Annotated in this window: 13 protein-coding genes; 9 read left to right on the forward strand and 4 right to left on the reverse strand. The window is 56.6% G+C overall.

Features of this window, described 5'->3' with window-relative positions:
- The first annotated feature begins 1 nt into the window (after window position 1).
- The 5 genes from H0484_RS09930 (at window position 2) to H0484_RS09950 (ending at window position 6249) form a co-directional block, all read left to right on the forward strand.
- On the forward strand, window positions 2–736 hold the full coding sequence (locus H0484_RS09930; protein ID WP_226954412.1) for a DUF3348 domain-containing protein: 735 nt from the start codon (window positions 2–4) through the stop codon (window positions 734–736).
- On the forward strand, window positions 733–2991 hold the full coding sequence (locus tag H0484_RS09935; RefSeq protein ID WP_226954413.1) for a DUF802 domain-containing protein: 2259 nt from the start codon (window positions 733–735) through the stop codon (window positions 2989–2991). Before H0484_RS09930 ends, H0484_RS09935 begins: the two co-directional genes overlap by 4 nt.
- Window positions 2988–3665, forward strand: coding sequence for an OmpA family protein (locus H0484_RS09940; protein WP_226954414.1), 678 nt, complete (start codon window positions 2988–2990; stop codon window positions 3663–3665). Before H0484_RS09935 ends, H0484_RS09940 begins: the two co-directional genes overlap by 4 nt.
- Before the next feature lie 4 nt (window positions 3666–3669).
- Entirely contained in the window at window positions 3670–4080 is a 411-nt protein-coding gene (locus H0484_RS09945) for a DUF2894 domain-containing protein (RefSeq protein WP_226954415.1), read from the forward strand.
- Window positions 4081–4392: 312 nt separating this feature from the next.
- A complete protein-coding gene (locus H0484_RS09950) occupies window positions 4393–6249 on the forward strand; it encodes a tannase/feruloyl esterase family alpha/beta hydrolase (RefSeq protein ID WP_226954416.1) in 1857 nt (618 codons plus the stop codon).
- 87 nt (window positions 6250–6336) lie between these two features.
- Here the strand turns inward: H0484_RS09950 and H0484_RS09955 are convergent, their stop codons facing one another.
- Window positions 6337–6720, reverse strand: coding sequence for a DOPA 4,5-dioxygenase family protein (locus H0484_RS09955; RefSeq protein ID WP_226954417.1), 384 nt, complete (start codon window positions 6718–6720; stop codon window positions 6337–6339).
- 101 nt (window positions 6721–6821) lie between these two features.
- Between H0484_RS09955 and H0484_RS09960 the strand changes: the two genes are divergently transcribed.
- A complete protein-coding gene (locus H0484_RS09960) occupies window positions 6822–7808 on the forward strand; it encodes a diaminopimelate dehydrogenase (protein ID WP_226954418.1) in 987 nt (328 codons plus the stop codon).
- Window position 7809: 1 nt separating this feature from the next.
- On the opposite strand, the gene pobA is transcribed toward H0484_RS09960, so the two are convergent.
- On the reverse strand, window positions 7810–8991 hold the full coding sequence (pobA, locus tag H0484_RS09965) for a 4-hydroxybenzoate 3-monooxygenase (RefSeq protein WP_226954457.1): 1182 nt from the start codon (window positions 8989–8991) through the stop codon (window positions 7810–7812).
- A 252-nt stretch (window positions 8992–9243) separates the two neighbouring features.
- Here pobA and H0484_RS09970 point away from each other — a divergent pair, with 252 nt between their 5' ends.
- The gene (locus H0484_RS09970) at window positions 9244–10149 is read left to right on the forward strand and encodes a helix-turn-helix domain-containing protein (RefSeq protein ID WP_226954419.1); all 906 of its coding nucleotides are present in this window, start codon (window positions 9244–9246) and stop codon (window positions 10147–10149) included.
- Between the two features lie 197 nt (window positions 10150–10346).
- Window positions 10347–11516: an ABC transporter substrate-binding protein gene (locus tag H0484_RS09975; protein WP_226954420.1), complete on the forward strand. Its 1170-nt coding sequence runs from the start codon at window positions 10347–10349 to the stop codon at window positions 11514–11516.
- Window positions 11517–11634: 118 nt separating this feature from the next.
- On the opposite strand, the gene H0484_RS09980 is transcribed toward H0484_RS09975, so the two are convergent.
- Window positions 11635–13296: a methyl-accepting chemotaxis protein gene (locus tag H0484_RS09980; protein WP_226954421.1), complete on the reverse strand. Its 1662-nt coding sequence runs from the start codon at window positions 13294–13296 to the stop codon at window positions 11635–11637.
- Between the two features lie 237 nt (window positions 13297–13533).
- Here H0484_RS09980 and H0484_RS09985 point away from each other — a divergent pair, with 237 nt between their 5' ends.
- Entirely contained in the window at window positions 13534–16023 is a 2490-nt protein-coding gene (locus tag H0484_RS09985; protein WP_226954422.1) for a GDYXXLXY domain-containing protein, read from the forward strand.
- Between the two features lie 37 nt (window positions 16024–16060).
- On the opposite strand, the gene H0484_RS09990 is transcribed toward H0484_RS09985, so the two are convergent.
- Window positions 16061–17332: a saccharopine dehydrogenase family protein gene (locus tag H0484_RS09990; protein ID WP_226954423.1), complete on the reverse strand. Its 1272-nt coding sequence runs from the start codon at window positions 17330–17332 to the stop codon at window positions 16061–16063.
- Between the last annotated feature and the right edge of the window lie 8 nt (window positions 17333–17340).

A 17340-nucleotide genomic window follows, 5' to 3' on the forward strand; every position in this document is an offset into this window, starting at 1 on the left:
TATGACGCAAGAATCTTCCAAGCGCCTAGGGTTGGGTAGTCCAACGCTAGTACGCCTGCTGGCGAGTCTTGCCGACGCTGCGGTGCCCGTGCCTGAACAACCTCTCGCTGAGCGCCTGGGGCAGTGGCTAGGTTGGGCGGATGCGATTGCATTGTCGGGGGCACTAAATGGTGCGCCACCTTCAACAAGCAAGAGTGCGCTTAGGCTTGAGGCCGGCGGGCAGGGTGAATACGCCTTATTGAGGGCGTCGCTGCAGGATGCCATCCAGACAGTCAACGCCTTGCCCAGTCAGAGGCCGGGCTCATGGGGCGGTGCGCATGCCGGAAAGGCTTCAGCGCTGCCAATGGATTACCCAACTTATCGGCAGCGCTATGTAGCGCAGCAGCAAAAAATGGAAACGCGCATCGCCGAGTTTCGTGCCCGTTTGCGCAGCGCTCTGGCCGGCCACTCGCCCGAAATGGCACGCCTGGCTCTGGTTGATGCCGCCATGGAGCAGGCGCTGGCGCAACGCGAGCAAACCTTGCTGCTGAACGTGCCCATGCTGCTTGAGCAGCGCTTTGACGCATTGAAGGCCCAAGCAGCGCACTCTGGGCAAGTTGCTAGTGTATGGTTGGCCGGATTTCGCCAAGATATGCAGAATGTCCTGCTTGCAGAGTTAGCGCTGCGTTTACTACCGATAGAAGGCTTGCTGGCGGCGCTAAGCGCCAGTGCTCCCAACACCACCGATAAGATATGACCCGTTTGCTTAGTTTTGTTTGTTTTATTGCCGGCTTGGCCGTAGCCGCTTGGGTCGCCTCAGGTTATCTAAGCGACAACCCTTTAGGGTTGTCAATGACGCTGCTGATCGCAGCGGTTTATATGGTGGGGGTATGGGAGCTGTGGCGTTATCACCAAAGCACCACCGTGCTGTCCAGAGCACTCTCGTCATTGTCTGAACCCGTGCAGGCGCTTGACGTATGGTTGTCCAGCCTGCCAATGGGGTTGCGCAATGCTGTGCGCCTTCGCATCAAGGGCGAACGCGTAGCCCTGCCAGGGCCGGCTTTGGCGCCCTACCTGGCGGGCCTATTGGTCTTGCTGGGCATGCTGGGTACCTTTCTAGGCATGGTGGTTACCTTGCGCGGTACTGGTCTTGCGCTGGAAAGTGCGACCGACTTGCAAGCCATACGGGCGTCCTTGGCGGCTCCGGTGCAGGGGCTGGGGCTGGCTTTCGGAACCTCGATAGCCGGGGTGGCGACTTCCGCCATGTTGGGCTTGTTGTCTTCGCTAAGCAGACGTGAACGTCTGAAAGCTTCACAGCTGCTTGATGCGCAGGCGGCTACCCATCTATATGTTCATACGCAGGCCTATCAACGAGAAGAAAGCCAGAAACTGCTGCAAAGTCAGACGCAGGCCATGCCTTTGCTTATCGACCGTTTGCAACTTGTGGCAACGACGCTGGAACAGCGCAGCGAAGTCTTAGCGGGCGCGGTAGAGCGCCGTACGGAGGCTTTGGCTACAGCCCTGGTAGAACGTTCAGAAACCTTGGCACACACCTTGGATCAACGCTTTCAGGCGACTACCCTTGGGCTAGACCAGCGTAATCTTGATTTGTCTTCGGCGCTTGAGCAAGGGGCTCAGGCCCTGAGCCAGCAATTGATTTCTGCGCAAAAGACTTTCCATGACAAGGCGCAAAACGCCTACACGCAGTTGGCGTCCTCGGTAGAGCAGTCTCTGAAATCCGGCATTGAGCAAAGTGCTCGCGCGGCAGAGGCGGCAATTGAGCCGGTAGCGCAGTCCACCATGCAGGCGCTGACCGAGAAGGTCAGCGCCATGTGCGATGAGGTGGCGCAGGCATTGAGTCAGCATGTGTACGAGATAAGCCAGCAGGCACAGCGCAGCGCCACCACTGTTGCAGATACCTGGGGCAATGCGCTTAACGAGCAGCGTCATGCCGGAAAAACCTTGGCAGATGAGCTGCGTACGTCTTTTGAGGGCCATGTTGTTGCCCTAGAGCAGCGCTCTGAAATGCTATTGGCGGATGTGGCAGAGCAACTACACGCTGTCTCTAACGGTTTGTCTTTGGCCTGGGAGGCGGCATTGACGCGTCAAGAGCAAACCAACCAGCAGCTAAGCAGCCATCATCAATCCACCTTGACGCAGGCAGCGGCGGTTCTAGAGCAGCGTGCTGTGGGCCTTTTGCAGCAAATGCACGAAGTGCAAACCGAGCAGCGAGGCCAATTACTAGAACAGGACGAAAAGCGTATATCGGTGTGGACAGCCGCCTTGGCGCAGATGGCGGCCGGGCTTGAGCAGCAGTGGCGGCAGGCCGCGCAAGAGAGCGCTAGCCATCAGCAGCAGATATGTTCGGCGCTGGAAACAGCGGCAGCGTCAGTCGCGGCGCAAACTCGTGAACAGGCTGCGGACACCTTGGCACAGCTGAAGCTCGTGGCTTTGTCTGTCGCTGAAGCGCCCAAGGCCGCCGCTGAAGCGGTAGCCGAAGTGCGACAAAAACTGTCCGAAAGCATGGTGCGCGACAATGCGATGCTTGAAGAGCGCAGCCGCCTTCTGGAGACCCTGGGCACGCTGTTGGATGCTGTCAACCATGCATCGTCCGAGCAAAGCAAGGCGGTAGATGAGCTGGTCGCTACATCCGCAGACGTACTGCGGCGAGTGGGCGGCCAGTTTACCGATCAGCTTAGGGCTGAAACCGAAAAGCTCAGCGGCGTAGCCGAACAGGTGGTGGAAGGCGCTACACAGGTGGCCAGTCTAGGCTCGACGTTCGCAGAAGCGGTGCAGTCTTTTGCGCAATCTAACGAAGCGCTGATGGCGAATCTACAGCGCATTGAGCAAGCCTTAGAAAGTTCGCTGATTCGCAGCGATGATCAACTGGCTTATTACGTCGCGCAAGCCCGAGAGGTCGTCGACCTGAGCATGTTGTCGCAAAAGCAGATTATTGAAGAGTTACGGCAGTTAAGTACGACTCAAGCGTCGGGCGGAGCTGCGGCAGTATGAAAGACGAACTGGACGCCGGCGTAGAGCCAGCCGTTCCCGTGTGGGCGGTATTTGGCGACCTCATGTCGGTCATGTTGGGCGCTTTTGTTTTAGTACTGGTAGGCGTCATCGCCATACAGCTGCAGCTGTCTTCTCAACTGCAAGAGGAAATCAAGCATAGGCAAGAAGAAACTCAGCGGCGTATCACGCTAGAGCAAGCACTCGCCCAGCCGCTTGCCGATGGGCGAGTCACCTTGATTAATGGACGTATAGGCATTAGCGGCAGCGTGCTGTTTGCATTGAATTCCGCCCAGCTGCAGGCAGAAGGGCAATCGGTGCTGGAAAGCCTGATCGCGCCGTTGCATGAGTATCTGCAAGCTCACGATCAAGTGCTCATGGTCAGCGGCTTTACCGACGATAGGCCGATATGGCAGGACAATCGTCGCTTCGCGGACAACTGGGAGCTTTCGGCTCAGCGCGCGCTAACGGTCACGCGGGCGCTTGTCGAAGCAGGCGTGCCTCCTTCAGAAGTCTTTGCCGCTGCTTTCGGGGCGGAGCAGCCTGTGGCGTCCAACGATGATGAGCAAGGCCGGGCACGCAATCGCCGCGTGGAAATCGTGCCGGTTCCCAGGCCCATTAACGAGGGGCTGGGGGAAAGCGCGCCTTCGCCTGCTGATGCGGGCGGGCAGGAGTAAAAGCGTGAGTCAAGAACGGGGGCAGGGCAAGAGACCACTGGCCGAGCTATTGGCCTATATTGCTAGCAACAAGCCCACGGGGCATGAGTCCGACCCCGTGCAGCCTCTTAAAGCGCCTGAGGTCAGCGGTGCTGCTGGCGAACCCATCCAAATGGCGTATTTTCGCGAGCTTTGGGCTGATATCAACGCCAGCCGCCAACTGCATGAGTCGCGCGCACAGGTGCCGGGCAACGCCGGGCCGCTTAATACCAGCCAACTGATCTATCGCTCGCTGACTTTGATGCACGACCAAGCGCCCGGCTACCTGCAACATTTTCTGATGCACGTTGAGGCGCTGACATGGATGGCGCAGCTAACGAATTCGGAAGAGGCCAGGCAGGCGCCACGCACCACCAATTCAAGGAAAAAACGTTAGGCCGCTTGGGCTCAGATGATCTGCAAGACCGGATGGCAGTCATCGCCTAAGGCGCAGCTAAGGCGGTGGGTTAAGGAAATATAGTGCCTGTTAATGGGCGGGTGGCCCACGCCTGCCATAGAGTCGCTGTTCTTTCCCGGATTGCTCGTATCTTTTTGTTTTATTTGCCTTAAATTTTATTCTAACTAAGTTCTTTGATTGCACAAATATTAAAAAATAACAATAAGAGAAAATGCTGAAGGTTGTATATTGCACATTATGTAGTAGCTGCTCATAATCGTCATTCCAAAACATTAACAATGGAAGTGGACGATGACAAAAAGGAATAGGCTTTTCCCTGGGAGACTGGCGCTGGGCACCTTGGCCATAGGAAGCGTCTTCGGCTTGACTGCCTGTGGCAGTAGCAGCGGGGACGACAGCACCGATAACGACACGCCTCCCGCGCAATTGGCTTGCGAAGAGGCGCAGATCAAGCAGGCATTTTCGGGTGCCGCAGACACGGAAGTCTTGCTGGTTAAATCCTTCAAAAAGGGCGATGCGCTTTCATTGGCCGAGTCGGCCCCAGCCAATGCAGCCAAAGCGTCCAACGACGTCTGCATGGTCAAGATCAATGTGGGGCCTGGCAACGACGGCCCAGAAAATGCACCTTCTACCTCGCCGGGCATCGGCATAGAAATCTGGTTGCCCACGCACGAGAACTGGAATCAGCGCATTCACGTGAAAGGCGGCGGCGGTTGGGTGGGGGGTGTGCATCGAAGCACCACCGAGCTTGCCGGCGCAGCCAATAGCAGCAGCGGCGCTGCCGCCACCACCGCTATGGAAGAAGGCGCTGTTTCTGCCACGACTGACACCGGTCATAGGGTCGACAACGGTTCGTTTGCCCTTAACGCCGACGGCAGTATCAATACGGCGCTGTGGCACGACTTCGCCGAACGTGGCATTCATGAAATGGCAGTCAAGACCAAACTGCTGACCAAGGCCTATTACGGCGAAGAAGCCCGCTATAGTTATTTCAATGGCTTCTCCACCGGGGGGCGCCAGGGCCACAAAGAGGCCCAAGCTTACCCGGATGATTTCGATGGTATCTTGGCCGGCGCGCCTGCCTTTAACTGGTCAAAGTTCATCACCGCCGAGCTGTATCCCCAAATCGTTTTCCAGCGTGATCTTGACGGGAAAAACCTGAGCAAGGCGCAGTTGGATTTCGTCTCTGACCGCGCGATCAACGAATGCGACGTCGTTAACGGCCAGCATCTGGGCTATATCGCCGATCCTTCCCAGTGCTACTACGACGCCACTCGTGACGTCCAAGTCCTGTGTGAAGGGGTGAGCAGTCAAGGTGTGACCGGCCAGAACGCCGATGCAGCGGTTTGTCTGGATGCCACCCAGGCCGTAGCGGTCAACAAGATCTGGTACGGCCAGACAGAAGACGGCAGTGCGCCTGATCCCGCGTTGGATAACGGTTGGGCGGCGTCTCCCTCGGGCAAGCATCTTTGGTATGGTCCCACGCGTGGCACGACTTTGATGGGGCTGGCCGGACCTGAGCCTTTCCCCATTGCTGCCGATATGGTCGCTCTTGAGTTCAATGACCCTAAGATCGCCATGCCTATTTCGCGTGGATTCCCATTTACCAATGAAACCTTGGGCGATGGTGAAAACGGCTGGAAAAACTTGAGCTACGCCGATTTAGCTGAAGCCCGCCGCCTGGGCGTTGAAATGCAAACCGAGTTTTCCAATATCAATACGGATAACCCGGATTTGAGCGCCTTCCGAGATGGTGGCGGCAAAATGCTCATGTATCACGGTTTGGCTGACTTCGTGATCATGCCGCAAGGCTCCATCAACTACTATGGCCGCGTTGCCGAGCAGATGGGCGGTATAGACAGCATTCAAGACTTCTACCGTTTCTATCTGATCCCATCTATGGATCATGGTTTCCGGAATGGTTCTTCGAATGCCGCCGCGAATCCGCCGCTGCCCACTAACGAGCAGCTTTACGAAGCGCTCACCCGTTGGGTGGAAAAGGACGAAGCGCCCGAGACCATAGTTGCCACAGCGCCGGCCACAGGCGACACCGCCGAGAAGACTCGTCCGCTTTGCTTGTATCCTCTGAAAGCGACGCATGTTCAGGGCGATGCCAACCAAGCTTCGAGTTATCGCTGCGCCCCATGATGGGCTAGGTGATGGTTTGAAAACCATGCGCGCCCCGGCTTTGGCCGGGGCGTTGCTTTTGGTGAAAAGAAAAAATGGCTTAGCGTATTAGAAGCTTTCTTCTACAGGATCTTGGCGATCTTCGAATTGGCTGAGCTTGAGCGGCCTGACTGCCCCCATCCAGATGGCATGGTCGCGATGGTCTCTTAGGTCGTTGCCAGTGACGGGATGGGTAAAAATGACCAGCCCCTGGCGATGAATAGCCAGCCAAGGTAAAACCTGGTTCAGCAGTTCGGGGCGGTAGGCCAGTTGGCAACTCCAGTCAGGGTGCGGGCCAACTGGGCGCTCATGCACACGACCCATGCGCAGGTCGAAGCGCTGGGCTGCTTCTTCGCAAAGCCTGCGTGCTTGATCCAGCGTATCAGTATCGAAATACACATGGGAGTGGTAACCATGAACGTGCGGAGAATCAGCTTCAGTTTTCAGAGTCATGGAAATCTTTCCAGTATACAAAATACGCTAAAATAGGGTCTTATTGGCCGTCGGCGCCCCCTATCTGCCGACGTTTTGATCAAATTTCAAGGGAAGTGATTTTGGAAAACGCAATCAGAATTGGCATTGTAGGCTACGGCAATCTGGGGCGCGGCGTTGAGGCCGCCATTGCGCAGAACCCCGACATGCGTCTGGTGGGGCTGTTTACACGCCGTGACCCGGCTGGCGTTAAGCCCCTCAGTGGCGTGCCTGTATACGGCATGAGCGAGCTTGAGCGTTTCCGCAGTGAAGTCGACGTCATGATTTTGTGTGGCGGTTCGAAAGATGACCTGCCACAGCAAGGCCCGCAACTGGCTGCCATGTTTACTACGGTAGATAGTTTCGACAACCACTCTGCCATCCCTGAATATTTTGCCGCAGTTGACGCGGCGGCCAAAGCCGGCAAAACCATTGGCATGCTCTCGGTGGGTTGGGATCCAGGCATGTTTTCCCTTAACCGCCTGTATGCCGAAGCCATTCTGCCCGAAGGTGCCACCTATACATTCTGGGGTAAAGGCCTTAGCCAAGGCCACTCGGACGCTATCCGTCGTGTACCGGGTGTAAAGGGGGGCGTGCAATATACGCTGCCCGTGCAAGAGGCTATGGATCAAGTGCGTTCAGGAAGCAACCCAACGCTTAGCACGCGTGAAAAGCACACGCGCGAGTGCTTCGTGGTGCTGGAAGAGGGGGCTGATGCCGCAGCAGTTAAGGCGGCCATCGTTTCGATGCCGGCTTATTTTGCCGATTACGACACTACGGTGAACTTCATCTCGGAAGAAGAACTGCGTCAGAACCACAACACCATGCCGCATGGCGGTTTTGTGATTCGTTCGGGTCAGACTAACCAAGGCGCCAGCAAGCAAGTGATGGAGTTCAGCCTGAAGCTGGATAGCAACCCCGAATACACCGCCAGTGTCTTGGTGGCTTATGCGCGTGCCGCTCATCGCCTGCAGCAGCAGGGTCAGAGCGGTGCCAAAACGGTGTTCGATGTGGCGCCTGGGCTGCTTTCGCCGCGTAGCGCCGCCGACCTTCGTAAAGACTTGTTGTAATTTATTCGATAGCTTCGTAGGGCAGGCCGACATAGTTTTCGGCAATGCTGGCCAGCCCGACCTCCGAGCTCGTGTAGTAATCGAGCTCGGCCAACTGCATGCGCTGGGCGAAGGGGTCGTCCGAGAACTTGTGCAGCATATTGGTCATCAGCCACGAGAAGCGTTCAGCCTTCCAGATGCGACGCAAGACGATTTCAGAGTATTTTTCGAGCAAATCGGTACGGCCGTCTTGGTAGACCTTGACCAGGATACGGTAAAGGGTAGAGACATCGCTGGCGGCAAGGTTAAGGCCTTTGGCACCGGTGGGCGGAACAATGTGAGCGGCGTCGCCAACCAAGAACATACGGCCATAGCGCATAGGTTCGGTAACGAAACTACGCAGCGGGGCGATGCTTTTCTCGATTGAGGGACCGGTTACCAGGCGCTCGGCCGCTGCGGCCGGAATGCGGCGTTTCAGCTCTTCCCAGAAGCGCTCATCAGACCAGTCTTCGACTTTGTCATCCAACGATACCTGAACATAGTAGCGGCTGAGCATGGCATTGCGCTGGCTGCACAGAGCAAACCCGCGTTCGTGGTGAGCGTAGATGAGCTCGTCGTTGACCGGGGGCGTTTCAGACAAAATACCCAACCAGCCGAATGGGTAAACACGTTCGAAGGTGCGGATTTCGTTCTTGGGCGCGGACTGGCGCGACACCCCGTGAAATCCGTCGCAACCGGCAATGTAGTCGCAGTGCAGTTCTACTTCTTCGCCGTTACGGGTAAATGTGACGCGAGGTTTGTCGGTGTAGAAATCATGCAATTGCACGTTCTCGGCTTCGTACAGGCTGACACCGCCTTCGCGCTTGCGTGCGTCCATCAAGTCTTGTGTGACTTCGGTTTGGCCATAGACCATGACGGTCTGGCCTTTGGCGTACTTGACGAAATCTATGTGGTGCAGCTTATCGTTGAAAGAGATGTTGACGCCTTCGTGCACATCGCCTTCGCGATCCATGCGTTCGCCGGCTTTGGCTTCACGCAGCAGGTCAACCATGCCTTGCTCGAGCACGCCGGCGCGGATGCGGCTGAGCACGTACTCGGGGGTACGATGCTCTAGGATGACGGTGTCTATGCCTTGATGGTGCAGCAGTTGGCCCAACAGCAAGCCGGAAGGGCCGGCGCCTATGATGGCGACTTGGGTACGCATTTGTTTCATGTGGGGCTCCTGGCGAAAAGGGGCTGAGAGCGGCATACGCTGGACTCAGGCCGATATTTATCTGGTTTCACGTGTAATGATGGCCCTGTCGGCAATATTGCGGAATGCACTTCTTTGTCGAATAATTGTACTTTTGCAAGATTCTTATTAGAGTAGGCCGAGTCAATAGCAGTTTTTGGTCCTGCGCAAGGGTTAACCCTGAACCCACTTTTTTACCAGGGCAAGCAAAACCGGAACTCAGCTATGCAGCCCTCCCTACAGTCTCCCGGCGCCCGGGCGCCCATCTACAAGCTCTACGGCGAAGACCAATGGCCGACGCCTGACATGGTGCATTGCGAATCCATTGCTGCCCGTAGCCGCTTGCACGATTGGCAGATTCGCCTGCATCGCCACCATGGTTTGATGCAATGGTTGTATCTCAGAGCAGGGCAAGCGCGTGCCGCGTTAGATGGCCGCTTCCACGACCTGCCTGCCGGCTGTATCGTGGCCGTGCCGCAGATGTGTGCACATGGTTTTCAGTTTGCACCCGATGCGCAAGGTTACGTGGTGACCTTGGGCTATCCCTTGATCAAGCGCCTGGAGCAATCTTTACGTGGCGTGGTGCATTTGCCGGGGCAGCCGCGTGTGCTGCGCGTAGAGGCGGCCGACTTGGCTGCTCTGGATGCCGCCTTCAGTTGGCTGCACACCGACTATCAAGCTAAACGAGAGCATCGAGATGGGCTGATAGAGGCCATGCTGACGAGTATTCTGGTCTGGCTGAGTCGCCGGCTATCCGAAGAAGCGGGCAGTACCGCTACGCAGCCCATGGATAGAGCTCGGCGACATTTTGCGGCGTTTGGCGATCTTATCGAAGCGAACTACCTGAAGCCCTGGTCGGTAGCGCAATACGCGGCTCATATAGGTGTGACGCCGGCCCATCTCAATGTGTTGTGCCGCGATATCGTTGGGCAATCCGCGCTGATGCTAATTCATCAACGTCGTTTATTGGAAGCCAAACGCATGCTGGTGTACACCTCGATGACCGTCAGCAATGTGGCCGATGCTTTAGGTTTCAGCGATCCCGCTTACTTCACCCGCTTTTTTAGCCGTATGGCGGGGATGTCCCCACGCGCGTTTCGACAACAGGCCGCCAGCTTGATAGAGTCCTAAAAAACACTTGCTGCCTGTTTTTTTGAGTAGCGCAATGAGGGCCAACAAGCATTGACAAGCTCGATGCATATTAATAGTCTTACAGTCTGTTTCCGATAAGTGCGCCATATTACTGCCGCGAGCCTTATCGGAACCCCCATAGTTTCGCTACACTTATTGTGGCGGGTAACAGTCAACAATACTGGAGAGACCACGTAATGCACCTCAAAAAACTCTTAGGCGCGGCTATGCTTACCTTGGGCGTCGCAGCAACTGCCCAAGCAGCTGACCCCCTCAAAATTGGGTTCGTGCTGCCAATGTCCGGCCCCCATGCCGAATACGGCCTGCAGATCCTCAATGGCGCTAAGCTTTATCTCGCTCATCATGGCGACACCGTTGCTGGCCGTAAGGTTGAAATCCTGGTCAAAGACGATACCGGCGTTGCCCCCGAACTCAGCCGCAGGGCTGCACAAGAATTCGTCAACCGCGACAAAGTAGACGTGCTGGCTGGCTTTGGCCTGACGCCCTCGGCCTTTGCCGTAGCACCGGTTGCGACTGAATCCAAGGTGCCCATGGTTGTCATGAACGCGGCTACGTCCTCGGTTACCGAGCGTTCGCCTTACATTACGCGCGCTTCCATGACCTTGCCGCAAAACTCGGGCGCCATGGCCACCTGGATGCTTAAAAACGGCATCAAGAATGCTTACACCTTCGTGGCTGATTACGGCCCGGGTCACGACGCAGAGAAACAGTTCGTCAAAACCTTCACCGAAGGTGGTGGGCAAATCACAGGTCAGTTGCGTACGCCTGTCAAGAACCCTGATTTTTCACCCTTCATGCAGCGCGTGCGCGATGCCAAGCCCGAAGCCATTTTCATGTTTGTTCCCTCGGGCGAGCAAGGTGTGGCCTTCCTTAAAAGCTATGCAGAGCGCGGTCTGAAAGAAGCCGGCATCAAGCTGTTTGCTACCGGCGACCTTACCGACGAGCACGTGCTCGACGCCATGGGTGATCCCGCTCTTGGTTTGATTACCGCCTTCCATTACTCCGATGCTCACGACTCTGACTTGAATCGTAAGTACACCGCTGATTATGCCAAGGCTAACCCCACGGTACGCCCCAACTTCATGTCCATGGGCGGCTATGACGGCATGCACGTCATCCTAGAGGCCGTCAAGAAGAACAATGGCGATGCTAGCGGCGATGCCTTCATGGAAGCTGTTAAAGGTATGGCATGGGAAAGCCCGCGTGGTCCCGTCTCTATCGACCCAGAAACTCGCGACATCGTTCAAAACATCTACATCCGCGAAGTCAAACGCCAAGATGGCCGTTTGGCTAACGTAGAGTTCGACGTCATCGAAAACATGAAAGACCCAGGCAAGGTCAAGTAAGACCCATTAGCCATGTCCAGGCGCTCAATGCCTGGGCCAAAAGAAAACGCCCACCAGTTCATCAGGTGGGCGTTTTTTTGGCGTTTATCGTGGCACTGCGCTTTTCTATTGCGTACGTTTAGCCAGGCTGCTTCGCGTGAGCAGCTGTGGAGGCAGCCGCTAAGGCCGCTTGGGACAACTTGGCTGGGCGGCCTTGCTCGAGTAAGTGGCTGTTAAAAACGCCTATGGCATCCCCTAAGTCGGCGGCTTCGCCAGACAAAGCGCGTACGGTCTGGCCTAAGTCGTGTACCAGCGTGGTGTTTTGATGCGTGGCGGAATCCATCTGAGAGATAGCTTCATTGATTTGCTCTAGGCCGGCAGATTGCTCGACAGAGGCCAAGGAAATCTCGGCCATGAGCTTGGCGACACGCTCGGACGACTCGACAATGTCGCGCATGGTGCTGCCGGCTTGTGTGGCCTGACTCGCACCAAGGCTAATGCGACCGTTAGATTCGTCAATCAAGGTTTTGACCTCTTTGGCAGCCTGAGAGCTCTTCAGGGCCAGGTTGCGAACTTCGCCGGCAACGACGGCAAAACTTTTACCCGCTTCGCCTGCTCGAGCTGACTCGACCGCTGCGTTCAAGGCCAGGATATTGGTTTGGAATGCGATACCTTCTATTAAGGTGACAATATCGGCAATCTTGCGAGAGCTCTCTCGAATACCATCCATGGTCTGGACGACCTTGGCGACCTCGTTGCCGCCCCGCTGGGCGATACTGGTGCTATCGTCGGCAAGCTCTGCCGCTGCCGCGGCGTTATCGGCATTCTGCTTTACGGTAATGGTGAGCTCTTCCATGGCTGCCGCAGTTTCTTGAAGCGAGGTGGCTTGGTCTTCGGTGCGCGTAGACAAGTGCTGGTTGTTGGCAAAGAGCACCTGTGCCGCGTGGCCCGTGCCGGTAACGCCGGTTTGCACGTCGTTGCTTAGGCTGATCAGGCTTTTGCGCATGATGTCTAGGTAAAATCGCAAGCGGCCAAGCTCGTCGCTGCTGTCGGCTTCGATGGAAGTATTGAGGTTACCCGCCGCGACTTGGCGGGCGATGCGAGCAGCTTGATTCAAAGAGGCCGTAATGCGTTTGGCAATAATCCAGCCATAGCCGAAGGTGCCGGCGGTAAGGGCCGCCAGAACGGGCCAGACTACCCAATGCGCTTGTCCCGAAACGCCCCCGGTAGCGGCGTAATAGCTGGCAATGCCTATGGCTACCGAGGCCATCACGGCCATGCGGAACATGGAAGCGCGCAAGCGTTTACGAAAGGGCAGGGCAAGCCAGCTTAGCGCGTTGCGCCAGCCCTTAGCGGTGATTTGCCCGTGCTTTACGGTAAGGTGGGTGCGCCGTTGCGCGACCAGATCGGCATAAAAGGATTGGGCCTGCTGCACTTGCTCGCGAGTGGCTTGTACGCGCACAGAAGCGTAACAACTGACCTGCCCATTTTCGATAACAGGGTAAGCATTGGCCAACACCCAATAGTAGCCCCCATCTTTGCGACGGTTCTTGACTATGCCCAGCCAAGGCTCACCGGCTTTCAAGGTGTCCCACAGGTCTGCAAAGGCTGCAGCCGGCATATCCGGGTGGCGTATCAGGTTGTGCGGTTTACCTATGAGTTCCTCACGCGTGAAGCCACTGACTTCGACAAAGGCGGGGTTGGCGTAAATAATGCGCCCCTTCATATCTGTTTTTGAGATGAGGTACTGGTCTTCACGGACGATGGTTTCAACATCGGTGACAGGCAAATTGATGCGCATGGTGTGGATTGTCTCGTTGTGACAGCGTTCGTGACGTGGCTGGCCTAGACTACGGGGCAAAAAAAGCACTGTGTCGCATGCTGTGCATAGGCGTTTGGGTTATTGTGTTGACGGCTGAAGTCGGCGGTTCTTTACCGCCGGTGATAGCCTGGTGTACCCGAACCAGGCTCGTTAGTGGCTACGCTGTTCTGGCGCGGCGGCCTTGCGCAGCCATGGGTTGTCTATCAGGGGTAAAGCTTGAGGACTCCGAATTTGCATTTATTGATGCCAGGCAAGGCCGATCTGCCTTTTTTGCGGCGTTTAGCAATCATCCTGGGTTCGGGTTTGCTGGCCAGCGCAGCGATATGTTGGATAGCAGCCAACTGGCCGTATGCAAGCGCGCTGCAAAAGCTGGCGGGAACCCAGACAGTTTTGTCAGTCAGCGTCTTCGTGGCGGGCTGGCGTCTTTGGGCTCGACCGCATGAAAGAGGCCTTTCCAGCGTGGCAGCCAATGCCTTGGGGCTGGCAGCGGTACTGGTGGGGGCATTGTTCGCGCTGATAGGCCAGACATACCAAACCGGTGCCGATCCGTGGCAGTTGTTTGCATTGTGGTCGGTGCTTATTGTGCCTTGGGCCTTTATTCTCCCCACTGCATTTTTGCTATGTTTGCTGGCAACGGTCTTGAACCTTGCGCTGGTGCTGTTCTTGTCGCGTGAAACCGGGCTTGGCTGGGCCGCTATCGCCGCTTTGATGGCGGTTTTGAATCTGGCGTTGATGGGGCTGCGCGAAGTGGCTGACACGCGTCTTGCTTCAGATGACACCTGGCGCATCGGGCCGCGTGTTGCCATGGCTGCCTTACTGGGGTGGTGGCTGACTGGTCTGGTGGATGCGCTGAACAGTACTGGTTTGTACGCGAGTGCTTTCAGTCTGTCCGGATTTCTGGTCGGTGCAGGGTTGGTTGTTGCCTACACGCGTTTTAAGCCCGACGCGGTCATGTTGAGCCTTCTGGGGTTGGCTGCAAGTGCCGCCGTTAGCATTATCATCATCTATACAGCGGGCCTCAACGCCGGGCTACCCATCGTCATTGTGGCGCTCGTGGCGTGCTTTATATACGGGGCGCGCCATCTGTTGGCGGTGGTGCGCAAAACCGACTTTCATAAGCAGCGTAATGAGGAGCCTTGGTTCATCAGTGCATTTCGTCTGGTGCTGATGGGGTTGGCCGTTGTACTGTGTTTGCTGTTCCTCTCGCTGGTGCTCAAACTGAACGAAACCTCTACCGCCATTCTTGGCGTGCTGTTGTTGGTCGTGGGGCTGCTGTTCGTGCGTACTCATCATCAGCGACCCGCATGGCGCGATCTGGGCGTCGTGTTGTCGGCCATGGGGTACGTGGCTTACGCGGTCGCCATGCTTGTGGAAGGCGACCCTTTCTTGATCGGTACCGTGGCGGCAGTGGTGTTGCCGGCTGTGCTCATCTACGTGGTGGCACCAGTATTCACGCTACGTTTTTTAAGCGCCTTGGTGGGCGTGGGCATGCTTGTGCTTTATGTTTGGCACACCCTATTGCTGGACAGCTTATGGAGCAAGATGCATGTGGCAGAGATCACGCTCTCGTATCAGCGCCTGCTTATTCTAAACGTGGCTGCCTTGATCTGCTGGCGCCTGGTTGTGGCGAGCGAGCGCTTTCAGGTTCTTGTTCCGTTGGCTTGGGCGGTGACGGCTTTGGCTCTTGTGGCCGGCTGGTGGGCTCCCGCCCTTAGTTGGAGCAATCATCTGCCTGTGACGCCGCAATGGGCGTGGGTCTGGAGCCTGGGCATTATGTTGGCGCTACTACCCATTTATGCGCTGGCGGCCATGTTGAAAGGCAGTGGTGGGCGAGTAGCGGTGGGTGCGGCTTTGATGCTGATGGTGGCCAGCATAGGTTGGTTAGGTGCGCCGGGCGTTGCAGTGGCGCTCACCTGGGTGTTGGTGGGCCGGCTGCTAGGTCGGCGTGCTCTGCTGGGCTTCAGTGTTGTCGCACTGTTAACTTACCTCGCGCAGTTCTATTACCAGCTTGAAACCCCGTTGTTGCAGAAAGCATGGGTGCTGGGTGGCACAGGGGCATGGCTGCTATTCGGAACCCTCCTGCTTACAGGTTTTGGCAAAACCAAGGAACCTAAGCAGGCGAACGCGGTCGCTTCCGGCAAGCAGTCAGGCAGATGGCGTGCGGCTGCCATAGTGGCAGGCTTATTGCTGGTCTTGCTCATTGCGAATTTAAGTATCGCCCAGCGCGAGCGTTTGCTGCGACAAGGGCAGGATGTCGTTTTGGAGTTGGCGCCGGTAGACCCGCGATCGCTGATGCAAGGTGACTACATGATGTTGCGCTATGCCGTGGCGAATGAAGTGCAGGCTTTGTTGTCCGAACCGACAGAGTTGGCCGATGCCGTGCGTAAGGCGGGCCGGGGCTGGTTGCTGCTGGTGCCAGATGCTGACGGCGTCCATCGTTTGCGCGGCGTCTCGGCAGAAGCTGACGAATTAAACGATGAAAACCCGTTGGAGCAGGGTGCTCAAAAGCTGGCTTTTCGGCTTAGGGACGGTGAAGTCTGGATAGTCACGGATGCGTGGTTTTTTCCCGAGGGGCAGCAAGGCCACTACGAGCAAGCTCGCTATGGGCGCTTTAGGGTGAACGCACAGGGTTCCGGGCTTTTGCTCGACTTGTTGGACGGGCAGCGTCAGGGGCTAAAGGCCGGGGCAGCGCTGCCTGAAGAGTAGGGATGCAAGCCGGGGCGCTGGCCCCGGCTACCTTGATTTAGCTGCGTAAGGTGTCGGCAGCGTCAATGACCTCAACAGGTGAGGTGCCGGAGGCAGCCGAGTCGATCACCTGGGTAGGCAGCCCGATTTCGTTCATCAGCGCGATAAACGGCTGAGGGGGAAGTTCCTCGACGTTTACCATGCGTCGCACATTCCAAGTGCCATCGGCAATCAACAGAGCGGCGGCGACAGCGGGTACGCCGGCGGTATACGAGATAGCTTGGCTGCCCACTTCTTCGTAGGTTTGCTTGTGGTCGCAAACGTTATAGATGAAAACCTCGCGTTCCTCGCCGTTCTTGCGGCCTTTAAGCAAACTGCCTATGCACGTTTTGCCGGTGTAGCGGGGGGCCAATGAAGCCGGGTCTGGTAGTACAGCCTTAACGACTTTGAGCGGGATGATCTCTTGTCCTTCGGCTGTGACAACAGGTTTCTCGGACAGCAGACCCAGATTATTGAGAACGGTAAAGACGTTGATGTAGTGTTCGCCGAAGCTCATCCAGAAACGGATGTCTGGAATACCTAAATGATGCGACAGGGAGTGAATCTCGTCGTGACCCGTCAGGTAGGTGGCTTGTTGACCCACTACAGGTAGATCCCAGGTTTGCTTGTGCTCGAACATCTTGGCGGCCTGCCACTGGCTGTTCTGCCAAGACCATACCGTTGACGTGAACTCCCGGAAATTGATTTCAGGGTCGAAGTTGGTGGCGAAGTAATGGCCGTGCTTGCCGGCATTGATGTCTATGATGTCCAGGGAGTCGATTTCGTCCAGATAGTCATCTTTGGCCAAACGGGCATAGGCGTTGACGACACCTGGGTCAAAGCCGCAACCCAGGATGGCCGTGATGCCGGCTCGATCGCATTCCTCACGGCGTTTCCACTCGTAATTGGCATACCACGGAGGCGGTTCGCAAACCTTGGATGGGTCTTCGTGGATGGCTGTGTCTATATAGGCGGCACCGGTTTCAATACATGCCGACATAACCGACATATTCAGGAAGGCGCTGCCCACATTGATGACGATGCCGGCCTTGGTATCGCGTATCAGCTGCACGGTGGCGGCAACGTTCATCGCGTCCAGGCTATGGGTCTGAAAATGTCCAGGCATCTTCATGCTGCCCTTGCTATACACCGACTCTACGATGCGATGGCATTTTTCCAGCTTGCGCGAGGCTATGTGTAGTTCGCCCAAGCGATGATTGTTTTGCGCGCACTTGTGCGCCACCACGTGGGCCACACCACCCGCACCAATGATGAGGACGTTAGGTTTCATGATGGAAC

Origin of the sequence: Mesopusillimonas faecipullorum (assembly GCF_020539505.1) — a bacterium.
In the GTDB taxonomy this organism is placed as follows: Bacteria; Pseudomonadota; Gammaproteobacteria; order Burkholderiales; family Burkholderiaceae_B; genus Mesopusillimonas; species Mesopusillimonas faecipullorum.

What these genes read in the sequence shown, in the direction of transcription:
- H0484_RS09970 (WP_226954419.1), top strand. Translation starts at nt 9,244, where the DNA reads ATGCAGCCCTCCCTACAGTCTCCCGGCGCCCGGGCGCCCATCTACAAG.
- pobA (WP_226954457.1), bottom strand. Translation starts at nt 8,991, where the DNA reads ATGCGTACCCAAGTCGCCATCATAGGCGCCGGCCCTTCCGGCTTGCTG.
- H0484_RS09930 (WP_226954412.1), top strand. Translation starts at nt 2, where the DNA reads ATGACGCAAGAATCTTCCAAGCGCCTAGGGTTGGGTAGTCCAACGCTA.
- H0484_RS09980 (WP_226954421.1), bottom strand. Translation starts at nt 13,296, where the DNA reads ATGCGCATCAATTTGCCTGTCACCGATGTTGAAACCATCGTCCGTGAA.
- H0484_RS09975 (WP_226954420.1), top strand. Translation starts at nt 10,347, where the DNA reads ATGCACCTCAAAAAACTCTTAGGCGCGGCTATGCTTACCTTGGGCGTC.
- H0484_RS09990 (WP_226954423.1), bottom strand. Translation starts at nt 17,332, where the DNA reads ATGAAACCTAACGTCCTCATCATTGGTGCGGGTGGTGTGGCCCACGTG.
- H0484_RS09950 (WP_226954416.1), top strand. Translation starts at nt 4,393, where the DNA reads ATGACAAAAAGGAATAGGCTTTTCCCTGGGAGACTGGCGCTGGGCACC.
- H0484_RS09955 (WP_226954417.1), bottom strand. Translation starts at nt 6,720, where the DNA reads ATGACTCTGAAAACTGAAGCTGATTCTCCGCACGTTCATGGTTACCAC.
- H0484_RS09935 (WP_226954413.1), top strand. Translation starts at nt 733, where the DNA reads ATGACCCGTTTGCTTAGTTTTGTTTGTTTTATTGCCGGCTTGGCCGTA.
- H0484_RS09940 (WP_226954414.1), top strand. Translation starts at nt 2,988, where the DNA reads ATGAAAGACGAACTGGACGCCGGCGTAGAGCCAGCCGTTCCCGTGTGG.